We start from the raw sequence: 13,757 nt of genomic DNA on the forward strand, positions 1-13,757 counted from the left end.
TTTAGACGATCCCTGGCCAGGGTGACTTCATCTTCAAGCAGTTGAATCGCTCCCTGGGCATCGACTTCCTGCTGGCGCAATTGGTTTTGCGATCGCGCCAGATCTGTACGAGCCTGTTGAACCCTTGCTAAAATATCATTCTGTCTCAAGCGGAAGAGCAATTGACCTTTACGGACCCAATCACCTTCTTTAACCAAGACACTTTCAACAACACCATTGATTTCAGGTCGAACATTCACATCATCGAGTGCCACTGATACGCCTGGCGCACCAATGGCATTGGTGGCAATTTGCTGACCTACCACAAATGTTTCCACGGCGATAGGTTTACCAGTCTGCCGCTGCCGTGCTGGATAACCGATCCTCGACGAGTATATACGCGAATTTGGATCCTTAAGTGTTGGCAGTAAAACCATCAACGTCAAGAAAAGCATACCTACCAACGGACCTACCACCAACGTAGGCAGCAGCCAACTCAAGACTGAAGGTCTAATCCCCCTGAACATAACCTACGTTACGAACCTTAAATGGTTCTCTGCTAAAGGACTCGTTGGTAGATGTCCTGCCACATGGCTATAATGCTCGACCAGTTAAAACGCGTTTGAATATCCGCTAAACCCTGATGTCCTAGTTGGGTTGCCCAGTCTGGCCGATCAAGCAACTCTGCAATTGCTTTGGCCAAAGCCAATGAGTTTTTCTCAGGCACTAAACATCCCGTTTCCCCTGGCCTAATTACATCCGGGATTCCGCCAACGGCGGTGGCTACCACTGGTTTGGCATGGGCTAGTGCCTCAATCATGACAATACCCAATCCTTCGGTATCTCCTTTACTATCAACAATTGCAGGCAATACAAAAACATCGCATTTAGCATATTCGTCAGCTAGTTGTGCCTTAGAAACAAAACCAAGAAAGTCTACTTGTTGCTCCAATGCCAGACCTTGGACTTGTTCCTTTAACTCAGTTTCTAGAATACCTGTGCCGACAATCCGTAATCGTACATCTCGCTCAGTCAATAAAATTGCCAGTGCGTCCAACAGATAGCACACCCCTTTGCGTTCATCTAAGCGACCCACAAATAGCAGGGTAGGTATCTGCTCGGGAGCACGAGGTTCAGTCGGTTTGGCTTCTACAGTTAAACCGTAGGGAATCACCTGCAACGGACAAGGGCGTAATTTCTCTACTAGGCCCTTGGTAAAGGATGAATTGGTTGTGACGCCAACTGTGTGGGACAAAAGCCAGCGTAAAATATGGGCAACAAAACCAAACCGCTGAGCTAGCAATAGCTCACCACCATGGAAACTAAAGACCATGGGAATTTTAAATAGCTTGCTAGCAGGCCAGGCCATTAACCCATGGGGAAAGGGCCAATGGACATGCAACAAATTGGGGCGAATTTTGCGGCAGAGCCAAACTAGTTGCCAGGTTCCTAATATTACATAGCAAACAGCCGGAATCAGGTTAAACGGCTGACGTTTTAACTTAGTCGGTGCACCATCTCGCACCAGCGTCTCAAACCGCTTCCAAAAATATCGAAACCGATAAACCTTGACTCCTTCCAGCTCATAGGATTGGCCACCCTCATAGGCAGGGGCAAACACACTAAACGTTGCTCCTGTCGGCTGTAGTCGCAGAATTGTTTCTCGAATAAATGCTCCATGATTCCCATCTGGAAAGAGGGGATAGACAGAGCTAAGAACAAGAATATGCTTTTTATTTAAGGACATCGACCACTATCCCCTACCCATAGGGCAAATACCTAGATAGTCGAAGATTGCCCAGTTAGTTGAGGACCCTCAACAGAAACCCAGTAATTTTTTGCAAGCCGTCCGCAGTTCAAGCGGGCTCTAAGGATATCTACAGATCAAAGCATTGGGTACTATTCTCAGGCATTGATTGTCTCGGCTAGAAATCTTTCTTGCAAGTAAGTATTGGCCATGGCTATGTAGCGAGAAGCCCGACCCAAGGGTCGCTCCAGGTAAAACCAGGTAACAACTTTCAGAAAGTCTTGGGCAGAGGTCATTAAGCGTTTCTTGCCAAATTTGCTAGTTCCAGAAAACCGTGGATGCCAATGGGTTTTCACTTCTTCTACTTGGTGACCTAACCCCGCTAAGACAGCCAACAAAAATCGGTGGGTAATCAGCTCAATAGGGAGTCCTACCAGGGCATCTCGACGCACTAATTTGATCCAGTTCATGTCGTGAATCTTCAAGCCAAAGGTCCAACGGCAGGCACGGTTCGCCAATTGAGACGCTTGGGTTTTACCATCACCGCGTTGCTGCCGCCAACCAGCTACTGCCGTCATACCGGGTCGGTAAGCTCTGAGTAATGCTGGAATATCTGTTGCTGGATCAGACTCTAGATCTGCTTGACCCCAGAAAATCCAATCTGTCTTAACGTGTTCCAAGGCTGTTTGCCAGACAGCGGCAACACCACGACGTTGAGGATGTCGAATTACACTCAAGAATGTATGCTTTTCAGCCAACTGTGCCAGAATTTCTGGACTTTCATCGGTGCTACCGTCATCAATAACTAATACGGGTAGTGTCAAACTTAGCTCATCAAAAGCAATAGAGATTCGCTCAAAGAGCTTTTCTAGATTGCCAGCTTCATTTAAAGCTGGAATCACAACCGTTACTGCCCCTGCCTGAAGAGGATCATCGCTTGAAGCCTTAGAGAAGGTAAAATCAAATACCTTTGACTCGAAATTGTCGACGAATGCCAATTTACTTAAAGCTGTATCTTTCTTAGAAACGGCAACAACCATTGACATTGATCTCCATAAAAATAAGGAAAAAGCCTGTATAACCTAGTTAGAAACTTGAGCTTTCACCTCATTTACACCTATCCTTCTAGCTTTGAGCCGCGAGGTAAAATCTAGTAATTTCACTTGGTTGAGTACATCACAAATCTATCAGCTAAAAAAAGGTAACCCTACAGAGATATTACTGACAGAACATTCGTACATCAAAGCAAGTCGGTTCAACTAATCTTATTTTTTAAGGACAAATACAGATATTTTCAAACTCAAAACAATAATCTTTCGAAGAAAGTTAGTTATTTCCCAGGAAGACAGGTAAGGATTGATATTCGATGTTCAGTTTTATTGACTAATTTTGAGCATTTTTCAGCACTTTGATCACTTATTATCGAGATAATTTCGACAAATGGCTGAATAGTCTAAATAGTCGAATAATTGGAGCGCAGTTTCTAGCAATGTATCAACCCTAAAAATTAGGTTGGGAGCATAAAGGGTAGAGAGTGAATACCGATGGAGAGCAGCGCTTTACCCGTTACTCTTCATTGAACCTTCACCTCAAAATCAAGCCCTGATAGATCACTAATAAGAAGTATCCGATTGACTGAAATCTCCAACGAATAGCTTCAGGAATCAGTTCGTGGCAGACAATACAACCCAGTTCACGACTAGTACAGATGGAGGTTCCTCAAAAGATATGTAACGATCAAATGCAACGAAACATGTTTTGTTGGTAGGTAGCCGACGTCATTAACAATGGATTTGGCTAGTCCTGAACTAGAAACATCGAGCGTGCATATCTAAATATCATTTTGAGCTGCTGGTACAGTCTCAAAGAGCTGCAAAGTACCTATATCGAAGTTGCCTTGTTGCTGTTCAGGGATTTCAAACTCAAGATTTTCTCCATCATTTTTAGATAGATGGAGGCGATAGATACCAGGCTTTAAGCCAGGCGCTACAAAACGACCAGTACGATTAGTGAAGAATTCAATAGCAGGCCAGTTAGAATCCGACAAAGACTCTATCCATCCTTGCTGTAGAGTAACAGGTTCCTGTCTTTGGTCAACTAATACACCTCGCAAAAACACAGTCGCTTCAGTTCCTGTTGTAATCAACGTACCGCTGCGATAGGTGGGTAAGAGTTGATAACTCGTTTGGCCCAAATCTTCTCCTAGACTCAGGCTAGGTGCATCCAGAGATACCTCAGTTAAGGTATAAGGTGCCATAGAAAGAACAGCAGGTCCTGTGCCATTAGCCTGTGCCATATCGCCAGATAATGTAGGATTAACCTTGACAGTTTCTCCTACGGCACTTCCCTGACGGCTGATCAGAGCAAAACTGTTGTCAATGGGGCTAGACCATCCCCAAATACCGTCCACAAAAGCAATTGCTGTTCCCCAAGTCACTGTGGAACTACTTTCAATGGAGTCTTTTTGATCACGAGGTAGTGTAAATTGATGGTTTAACCCTACGCTACTGCGGTAGCCCTGATACTGTAAACGTCCATTAAGCCCATAACTTTGCAGCGACTGTGTCAGGGTTAAATTTGGAGTTATTGCACCTAATGTGTGACTTGGAGAATAACTCCAATTGAGAGAATTTTGAGGTTCTAATGTATTGTTAAACTCTGTACGTGTATTAAATCGTTGGCCTGAAAAGGGGAGTGCCCCATTAAAGCCAATACTAAAGCGATGGTCCGTTTCACTTGAAGAATCTTGCCCATAGTGATAACCGAGGTTAACGTTCAACCCTTGTGCGAATGGACGAGCTAAACTCACACCAATGTTATAGGCATCACTGTTTTCACGCTGTATTTGATATTCACCATTGAATCTGGCTTGAATATTCTCGAGGAGAGTCTGCTGATATGCAAAGGATACGTTTAGCGCAGTCTTATTCTGGGGAGTATCTTGTCCCAAAATCGAAAAGTCTTCACCTCGATACTCTAGTGCTAAATGTAGTTGTCGATTTTGAGACGAGTTCTGAGATGCTTCTAGCCATTCATAAAAGAGCTTACCTGCTATATCTACCCCATAATCAGTATGGTTACTAGCGGCCATATCCCAGCCAAAGTTACCCACTGTAGTTGCCAAGGTACCATTTAGGCCAGCCATTTGTTGAGTAATATCTCCTTGTAAGTAACCACCTAACGTTAAATTAGGAGTCAGGCCTACTCGGTGAAACATGGATAATGTAGGCCGTGATAAATCATAGGATTTTAACGGTTGTTGTTCTATGGCAGGAAAGCCAACACTGTATGCAAACTGGTGAACACCTTCAGCTAATAGTTCACCAGCGGCCCCAGTGGAGAAGTTGAGGGTTTCTGTCTGTCCTAAATTATTTGTGATTTCTAAGCGAATATCGTTAATACCCATTTTTAATGGTAGGTCGCGAATATCCTGTGGGCCAGCCTCTAGCCGTAATGTTGTGATTAACTTATCATTAACAAATATTTCAACCGTTGAGAGCTGTTCCAAGAAAAAACTATAGTGACTGGTGGGGCGTGCTATTCGAAAAGGCTGTAGTGAAAAATTACGAGCAGCAGAAACTCCCAATAGTGATGGGCTCATTTGGTACCCTGCTGTGGGTACGGACAAATCCCCGAACGTATAGCGAATTGCTTGATCAGGCACATCTCTCACAACACTGAGTCGATCGAATTGCCATGATTGGCCTAATGTAGCTTGACCATAGGCTTCTAAGACCCAGCCCTGCCAATTAATTGCACCATCAAACTGTAAACCTAAGGGTTCTAGCCTAGTGTCATCTGTCCAATTAATTTTCTGATTGCCCCTGAGATTCAGATACCCACTCAGCTGGCCGGGTAACGTTAAGGCAAACTCACCAGGATTATCTGGGGGGACGTTAAGGCTATGAGTATTGGTGAGCCTTAGCTCAGAAGGTACATTAACTTGAAGTTCTAAACGTCTGCGGTCAAAATTGACTTCTAACCCTTCGCTCTGAAGAATTGATAAACTTAGTTGATCATCCGCAGCAATAGCCAATTGCACATTCTTTTGTGTGCTTTCTCCCAAGCTATCTTGCGCTAATGTCAAAAATGCGTTGCCAGCTATCGTTATATGGACAACTTCATTGTGGGGATGAACAAAAATATTCCCAGCAAAGCGACCATTAAGGATTAGGGGCACTTCTATTTGAGTAGAGTAGAGCTCAGAAGGTTTTCCAAATACCTGTTCAAATAGTTGAGCTTCATCCAGTACAGCATTATCTGGAGATTGAGAAATTGTTTGTGATCTAGTGTGAGCATGATCTGTTTTTATATTCTTTTTTGAGGAGAAGAGAACAGCTGATTCTTGTACCTCAATCACCGATAAGGACTGTTGATCAATATTCTCTTTAAATAGTTCTCCGGATAACTCAGGGTTAACATTGGCAGGAATAGGGCTTACGTCTGCGGGAACAGCAGCAGACGTATCAAACACAAGCGGGAGCATGGCAAAGCCAATCAACTTATAGAATTAATTTTCAAACTGAAAAGTAGCCATTACATCCCCAATGGGCAGTCCTTCGGGCCAGGGAAGATCAAACTGCCGCTGTTGTCCCGGCAGTATTACTCGGCTATTCATTTCTTTTGCTAAAGCAGGAGTAAGCTGCACCGTTTGCCCTTGACCAACCACTTCTAACTGCCAGTCACTTAACCGCGCATTACCATTTCCTTGATTTTCAAGAACGACAGATAGCTTGGTCTCACCTGAATCAATTACGGTTGGTTCTACCGATACCAGGCTAACGTCAGGAGCTACATTTTGGGGGCGAATAAACACGCTAGATATGTAGCGAAAAGAAAGTTTTATCTCTCCACGGGGTTCGTTAGGAATTGGTGCTTCAGGATTGACTAAATGAATAGGCAGTTGTTCTGCAATTAAGCGATAGGTCAATTCCTGAGTCGGGGTTGGATCACCCAGCCATGTCACTCGCACCATTTGTATTTCATCAGGTGCTAGAATCATTTGTGGAGGATAGACTAAAAAGTCATCTTCCGCAGGGGTAAAATTCTCATCTCCTGTCAAGTCCATTTCGCTCAGAACGACAGAAACTTCAACGGCAATGGGCTCATCTGTATCATTAACGATCTCATAGGATTGCGTAGCTTCTGAACCCGTTGGAGTAAATACCTGGGATAGAGGATTGAACTGAAATGCGAGGGATGGACGTGCAGTACCTAGTAATAAACAGGTGGTTAACGTTAGAGCTGAAGAGAAATGTCTGAACACCGTTAATTATCAGTAACAGAAAGGTCAACAGAACTGGTATAGCTGCCAGGATCTTGAAATGGCAAAGGGGTATAGAGAATATACACATCTCTATTTTCGGTTCCGACAGAACCGGTTACATAGGTGTAGTTATTGCCAGAGGGGGTTGAAAAATCTCCACTATTGGGAGGTGAAGCATTGTCGGTCACAGTAGTAACTTGGAATGATATGGGTTGACCACCGATGCGATCAATATCTCCTGATGAGATAGTCAAGGTTAATCCTGAACTATTATCAGTTGAAAGCGCTATATCAGCTACTTTCACCACATGGGTCGATGCATTACCCTCACCATCCAAATCCAACTGCCCTGCGTTGATAGTCGGAGTGGTAGTTAATGTAGGTACGGCCTGAGCAGGTAATAGATATATGCTCCAGAGTCCTACAATTAGGCATCCTGTTCGGATCACGACTAGCTCCACCTCCGTCAATAGTGTCTAGGGATTAAGTGTCTAGATATTGTCTAGAGTGCTTTAGAGATAGCTTTCTACAGTCATGGTAATGGTAGAGCTATAAGTATCAGGATCTAAGTACTCTGGACCATCGTACTCAATGTATAGGTCTTGATTAGCTGCGTTGCTGGAAAAGTCTGTATTATCTACATTTACAGTATCTGATGTAGTGGAGAAAGCCCCAGCTGCTGGTGCTGTGGCATTATCATCAACAAGTTTCACTTGATAAGCCAGAGTGACACCATTAGTACCACCAGTCAAAGCACTATCAGCTTCAGCCTTTAACTCAACACCCTCTGTGTTGTTAGATGTAAGCGCAATATCAGCTACTTTGACAACAACATCAGCTGTAGCAGTCCCTTCACCATAAAGGTTAAGGCTGCCGGCACCAGCCGTGGCCGTCGATGAGATAGTGCTGTAGTTAGACACTGTTCCACCAAGGTTAATCGTATCAGCGAATGCGGCGGCACCACTGAATGCTAGAGTACCTGCCACCAAGCTAGTGGTCAATGCAAAACGACGCATAGTCATAAATGAAATACTCCAAAAGTCAATAAATGATTCTCACGAATTCTATGCTTGTGCACAAGCATAGAATTTAAGCCAATGATGAGAGAAGAAGTAGCAATTTTCAGAAACTCAACAACTCTAGATTTTTCACAACCATAAGAGGTTTTACTAAATTTATTAAGCCTTTTCTTGCTGTCTCTCGCTTACGAGTTTAGAGATTCTTCTGTGCAAAGTCGTCACCATTCCCACGTATCTTTTTTGACATAAATCTCCGCAAAAATGTTGAATCAAAAGAATTTGAATATCCACAAAAAACTAAAGATTTAGATGATGAATTTCAAAAATAAGCGATATAACGCGCTATAAGACTACAAATCCTACTAAATTCAAAATTTAAAGTTGTCGTAAATAGCACACTTATGATTTAGAGAAAAAACGGAGGAGTATAACTTTGACCCTAGTTAATTTTGCGGAGACGATTAATTTATAGCTCAGCCAATGAGCCTAGAATTTTAGGCACTGGTGCGTAAGCAAGATCCAATTATCATGATTTCGACTTGCTTGTATCAACTTTATGGAATGCACCTACTGACGCTGGCAGTAGGTGACTAAGCCATGACCAGTACACTTAGTATTCTCAGTCTAGATAGAGCTGTTTTACTTAGACGTTGAGTGCCGCCACTTGACGAGATTCACCTAGGAAGGGAACCACAAATGTTGGAATATACCAGGTTGCCCCGAAATATGGCACAACCTCCGTCTGACGAAAAGCATTTATCAAGTCCCCTGCGCCAACAATATTGAAGAACCAGACCAATGGTAGCGAAAATCTCCAACTAGCTCACAGGGTTATCAAGGAAAAGAGCGCCAGCAAACCACTTATAAAATCCCCATAGGCAGCGGCATTAGCAGAGGATCCAGGCAGTGGTTGGACCACTAATTGGGGTATTAAAAAGGCTAATCCTAAATACCGAAATGCATGGGGAATAATTAGCGGGATTAATGCTTGGTTGATGGGTTTCTTGGAAAGCCACGGCATCAAGTACCACTTGGCTAAGAGAGCATAAACAACAAGGCTAAAAACAAATTGAAGACCAAAAACTGTTAGGCGTGTCCATAGAACTACCTCTCAATGGGTGTAAAAGTAAATCTTGTATTTTAAAAAGATGCATATGCACATATTTCGACAAAAAATCAGGTTGCTGCAAATTTGATTGAAATCTTGCTGAGTTCCGCTAAAAGTTGGTGGACATTGGTTTTGCCTAGAAGTTCTTCAGTTTGACTTTGAGCCTTTTTCCAGGCAGGAAATGCCTCTTTCAGCCGCTGATGACCATCGGTTGTTAGGGATATTTCCTTTACCCGACGATCCGTTCCAGGCTGTACTTGAATCAACCCCTGGCGCGCCAGGGATGCTAAATTACGGGTCAACGTGGTTCGATCTGTCACCGTACATTCAGCCAGAGTTTTCTGATTAACAGGCTGCTGTAGCCGAATGGCAATGAGAAGGGTGAACTGAGTTGACTTCAATCGGTGAGGTCTGAGCATTTCATCATACAGTTGCATAATAATCCGATCTGCCTGACGCAAATGCTTAGACAGGCAGGTGTCTCTCACTTCAAAGGCCGCTTCGACTTCCAGGGAATTAAGCGTTGATTCAATCATATATGTGCATATACACCTTTTGCTTCGATGATATATTTCAAAGTCAGTTTTGGGATGGCTTTTGGGCTCAGACTACTACATGTGCAGTAATCACTACATGTGCAGTAATGTTTGTGGGAAGTTTAACCCGCTTGGATCTTGATACTTTAGGGCTTACAGGTCATAGACTTACAACTATGATTTAGATAGCTCATTTCTCACATCCCTTCTTTGGCTAACAGATCAGTCTTTAAACTGCTCTACTATTTCGGGACTGATTGTTAAAGATGGCTCGATTTCTTCTTCGCCTGATAGTTTCTGTATTTCTTGCTCAAGCTGAGCATTGCCAGCTTCAAAAAACCGTTGTGCACTGTTGGGATAGGCCAGATCAGCTACCAGTCTTGCCAGGGTGGCCTGATCCAGAGTTGCTGGAATCGCTGAACTCGGTACAGATTGGGCCATGGCAGTGGCACTTCCACCGACAACAACAGTTAATATAACAACTGTAGTGCTAATGATATAGGGAATTGTTACGGGAGGTTGTTGCATACAGTCCTCTGCTTAACCTACAGTTAGAGGGGGTCTCTATAATTAGAGAGGGGTCTCTACAAACCTTACTTACTATTGTAGAAATTTCTTCTAGAATTGTGTTGAGTCGCTCCAACAAACTAACTAAGATGCTTTATTTACTTTCTTTGGGGTAAATAATTTTTATAAAAGCTCGTTCATATACAAGCCGTTTCCGACTTATATAGATAGGTAACGTTTCCCATAGATAGGTTTCCTATCTTGTATCGATGCGCATATTGCTGGTAGACGATGATGAAGCGCTGATGGATGCATTGGCTAATCACCTGATTCATCATCGCTATGCCGTGGATATTACAATCGATGGTCAAAGTGCTCGAGAATATCTCGACATGTTTAACTATGACTTGGTGGTACTCGATCTTGATCTGCCCGATGGCAGTGGTATTGAGTTTTGCCAGATCTTTCGGAAAATGGGGTATGAGCAACCGATTTTGATGTTATCGGCAACGGATACCCCAGCTCAAAAAGTAAAAGCCCTAGATGCAGGGGCTGATGATTATGTGGTCAAGCCCTTTGATTTAGATGAACTGGATGCCCGCATTCGAGCGTTACTGCGACGTGAACAAGTAGGATTGCCGACTGTATTGCGGTTAGGAGGGATTAATCTAGACCCGAGTACCTGTGAAACCACCTACAACGGAACGCTGGTGCATCTTACCCCTAAAGAGTTTGCACTGTTGGAATTGTTTTTACGGCGGCCTAATCGGGTCTACAGTCTAGATGCCATCATTGATGATCTTTGGGCCTTTGAGAATCCCCCCAGTGAAGATGCTGTCCGGACCCATATTAAAGGGTTACGGCAAAAACTGAGTGCGGTGGGCGCACCTAAAAATTTAATCAAAACGGTCTATGGTTTGGGCTATCGACTCAATGTCAGTGAGTCGACGGAGCCACCCACACCAAAATCCACCACTACTGCTGCTGTGGAGCAGGCCTGGCAAAAGTATCAGGGGGTGATGCAGGAGCGGGTAGCGGTGCTGGAGAAGGCTGCGATCGCAATCGAGCAAGGTACCCTGGGCAGCGAGCTATACCAAACCAGCCAAATGACGGCCCATAAGCTCGTGGGGGCACTAGGTAGTTTTGGCTTTCCCATGGGGTCCACCCTCGCACAACGGTTAGAAAAACTCTTACAAATCACTCCATCCACTAATATTCCGTCGATGCAGTTTAATCAGCTGGTGCAGCAGTTGCGCCACGAAATTGATGAAACCTCGATGGAAGATGCCACTGAAACCTTAGCGGCTGGGGCTCCCCTGCTGTTGCTAATTAGTCCTGACAGTACTTTGGTGGAGCAATTGAGTCTAGAGGCAACACAGCAATCCTTACGGGTCCGTCAAGCTAATAGTCTGATCCACGCCCATCGTTTGCTCCAAGCCCTTAAACCTCAGCTGGTTATTTTTGATATCCTGGCATCCCTGCAAGGGGAAGAGCTGCCAAATCAACTGCTCAACGATATTGCAACCTTTACCGATCAATTTACCGGCCCCTTTTTGCTGCTCCTGCCACCCCTGCCCGCCCAGTCACGGCTCCAACTCGTACAACAGGGGGCCAGTCAGCTACTGGATCGCACTCATCCACCCGCCCAGCTGATGACAGAAGCTCTGCAAATCATGCGGACTAAAACCACCCCCGCCAAAATCATCATTGTTGATGACGATCCGCAAATCTTAAAACTGTTACAGGTTAGCCTGACACCCTGGAATTTTGATATTACCCCCCTCACCAATGCCAAACAGCTGTGGGAAGTTCTAGAAAAAATCCAGCCAGATGCCTTAGTGCTGGATGTCACCATGCCAGAAATGAACGGCTTTGAAATCTGTCAGTTACTGCGGGCAGATCCCCGTTGGCGCAACCTACCCATCGTGTTTCTCACCGTTCATGAAGCAGAAACCACCCGTGGTCGAGCATTTCGCTTTGGCGGGGATGATTTTATTAACAAATCAGTTGCTACTTCTGAGCTGGCCATCCGTATTCTCAATCAAATCAATCACCATACATAGGTGTGTCTGAATAGCTGAATACGTTGGGGGCTATACCAAACTGGGCGGATAGTATCCTAACCCCTCAACAAAGCGGGCACAGAATTCATGCAGCTCTGTCGGGTCAGGCACCCCATGGGAAACCACAACCACCTGATACTCACTCATCACTTCAGTGGGCGTTTTACCCTTGTCCAAAGCACGGAGGGTATCCCGCAACTGCATAGATGGCTTATGGGGCATGCCATTTTCCATCAGGAAAGCGATTAAGTTTTTCTCTGCATCAGCGCCCAAGGCATTCCTTAACTTAAGACGCAGCACCCACCGATCAACTAGATAGATAACCGTCACAGATTCTAAGGACAGACCAATCATCTGCGATAACCGATCCATCACCCTTAGAATTAAACTTACGTTTGCGAAGCTGTAGAGATATTGCATTGCCATTGCCTCCTAACGTCTACACCCTACGGGAAAATTCTGAAGAAAATGTGAGGATTGGCAATTCATATAGGTTTTTGTTGGCTAGCAAACCCTTGATTCTAAGGATGATCTGTAACAGCGTGTAAAGAACTAGGCCCAGGTATCAGTGTTCCCGAAAAGGATCGCTAGGATAGACTCGGGATCACCCTTTCGCATTGAGGTGGCGGACGTTGTCTATGGTCAGCTCTGAGCATCATCAAGCTAAGCCACCCTTGTTTGGGCAAAACCTGGAATTATTTTTTGCCATCACACCAAGTCTGCTGTGCATTACTGATTTTGATGGCTATTTCAAGCACGTTAATCCTCAATTTTCTAAGGTTCTAGGGTATTCCTCGCTCGCTTCTATCACCCAGCCTTTGATCGAGTTTGTGCATCCCGATGATCGTGAGGCTACTCAACATGCTTTGGATGCGCTAGTCCATAACCACCAGGCGATTACCTTTGACCATCGCTATCGCTGTGCCAATGGTGGCTATCGCTATTTGGTATGGAATGCGATCGCACAGGGCAATCTAATCTACGCTGCCGCCAATGATATTACTGAGCAAAAGCAAACCGAACAGACCCTATTCCAAGAGCGCGATTTTTCAAAATCCATCCTGGCGACGATCAATAGTATCAATGAACATCCTCGTTCCCGTATTACCCAGCACTATAGTCAACAAACCCTAGAAAACATTTTTGACCTGGCTGGAGAAGCGATTATCTGCGTTGATCAGCGCCAGACTATTCGTCTATTTAACCAGGCGGCTGAACGTATTTTTGGATACATGGCGGCTGAAGCCATCAACCAACCCCTTGATTTATTGCTACCGGCGGCATTTAAGGTCATTCATCGGCAGCATATAGATAAATTTGGCAAGTCCTCTGTGCCCTCACTGCGGATGGGTGAGCGTCGAGGTAACGTGAGTGGCCGCCGTAAAAATGGCGAAATTTTTCCGGCAGAGGCGTCTATTTCTAAAAGTAGGACCAAGGACGGGCTGGTATGGTACACCGTTATGCTGCAGGACATTACTGAACGGCTACAGGCGGAAGCGGCCATTCGTCGTAGTGAAGAGCAACTGCGCAAA

Annotated in this window: 11 protein-coding genes and 2 pseudogenes; 2 read left to right on the forward strand and 11 right to left on the reverse strand. The window is 44.6% G+C overall.

Annotated elements, in window-relative coordinates; genetic code table 11:
* The 10 genes and pseudogenes from DXZ20_RS19715 to DXZ20_RS19760 form a co-directional block, all read right to left on the reverse strand.
* Positions 1–317 (reverse strand): annotated as a pseudogene (locus DXZ20_RS19715) (hypothetical protein); the annotation flags it as partial.
* A 221-nt stretch (positions 318–538) separates the two neighbouring features.
* Complete coding sequence (locus DXZ20_RS19720) at positions 539–1,726, reverse strand: glycosyltransferase (RefSeq protein WP_163668666.1); 1,188 nt, start codon at positions 1,724–1,726, stop codon at positions 539–541.
* 158 nt (positions 1,727–1,884) lie between these two features.
* Complete coding sequence (locus DXZ20_RS19725; RefSeq protein ID WP_163668663.1) at positions 1,885–2,766, reverse strand: glycosyltransferase family 2 protein; 882 nt, start codon at positions 2,764–2,766, stop codon at positions 1,885–1,887.
* Between the two features lie 791 nt (positions 2,767–3,557).
* Positions 3,558–6,212: a fimbria/pilus outer membrane usher protein gene (locus DXZ20_RS19730; protein ID WP_163700004.1), complete on the reverse strand. Its 2,655-nt coding sequence runs from the start codon at positions 6,210–6,212 to the stop codon at positions 3,558–3,560.
* Positions 6,213–6,236: 24 nt separating this feature from the next.
* Complete coding sequence (locus tag DXZ20_RS19735; protein ID WP_163668660.1) at positions 6,237–6,992, reverse strand: fimbria/pilus periplasmic chaperone; 756 nt, start codon at positions 6,990–6,992, stop codon at positions 6,237–6,239.
* A 2-nt stretch (positions 6,993–6,994) separates the two neighbouring features.
* On the reverse strand, positions 6,995–7,441 hold the full coding sequence (locus DXZ20_RS19740) for a hypothetical protein (RefSeq protein WP_163668658.1): 447 nt from the start codon (positions 7,439–7,441) through the stop codon (positions 6,995–6,997).
* A 63-nt stretch (positions 7,442–7,504) separates the two neighbouring features.
* The gene (locus DXZ20_RS19745) at positions 7,505–8,014 is read right to left on the reverse strand and encodes a hypothetical protein (protein ID WP_163700006.1); all 510 of its coding nucleotides are present in this window, start codon (positions 8,012–8,014) and stop codon (positions 7,505–7,507) included.
* A gap of 640 nt (positions 8,015–8,654) precedes the next feature.
* Positions 8,655–9,083, reverse strand: a pseudogene (locus DXZ20_RS38855) (hypothetical protein); the annotation flags it as partial.
* A 104-nt stretch (positions 9,084–9,187) separates the two neighbouring features.
* Complete coding sequence (locus DXZ20_RS19755; RefSeq protein WP_163668654.1) at positions 9,188–9,655, reverse strand: MarR family winged helix-turn-helix transcriptional regulator; 468 nt, start codon at positions 9,653–9,655, stop codon at positions 9,188–9,190.
* A gap of 222 nt (positions 9,656–9,877) precedes the next feature.
* On the reverse strand, positions 9,878–10,183 hold the full coding sequence (locus DXZ20_RS19760) for a hypothetical protein (RefSeq protein ID WP_163700008.1): 306 nt from the start codon (positions 10,181–10,183) through the stop codon (positions 9,878–9,880).
* Positions 10,184–10,431: 248 nt separating this feature from the next.
* On the opposite strand from DXZ20_RS19760, the gene DXZ20_RS19765 reads away from it, so the two are divergent.
* Positions 10,432–12,225 (forward strand): response regulator, encoded by a 1,794-nt coding sequence (locus DXZ20_RS19765; protein ID WP_163668651.1) that lies wholly within the window; start codon positions 10,432–10,434, stop codon positions 12,223–12,225.
* 30 nt (positions 12,226–12,255) lie between these two features.
* On the opposite strand, the gene DXZ20_RS19770 is transcribed toward DXZ20_RS19765, so the two are convergent.
* Positions 12,256–12,645 (reverse strand): hypothetical protein, encoded by a 390-nt coding sequence (locus tag DXZ20_RS19770; protein ID WP_006514648.1) that lies wholly within the window; start codon positions 12,643–12,645, stop codon positions 12,256–12,258.
* A gap of 218 nt (positions 12,646–12,863) precedes the next feature.
* Between DXZ20_RS19770 and DXZ20_RS19775 the strand changes: the two genes are divergently transcribed.
* Positions 12,864–13,757, forward strand: an 894-nt coding sequence (locus DXZ20_RS19775; protein WP_250565844.1) for a PAS domain-containing protein, incomplete at its 3' end; no start/stop codon positions are given.

It is taken from the genome of Adonisia turfae CCMR0081, from assembly GCF_011009555.1.
Lineage (GTDB): Bacteria > Cyanobacteriota > Cyanobacteriia > Phormidesmidales > Phormidesmidaceae > Leptothoe > Leptothoe turfae.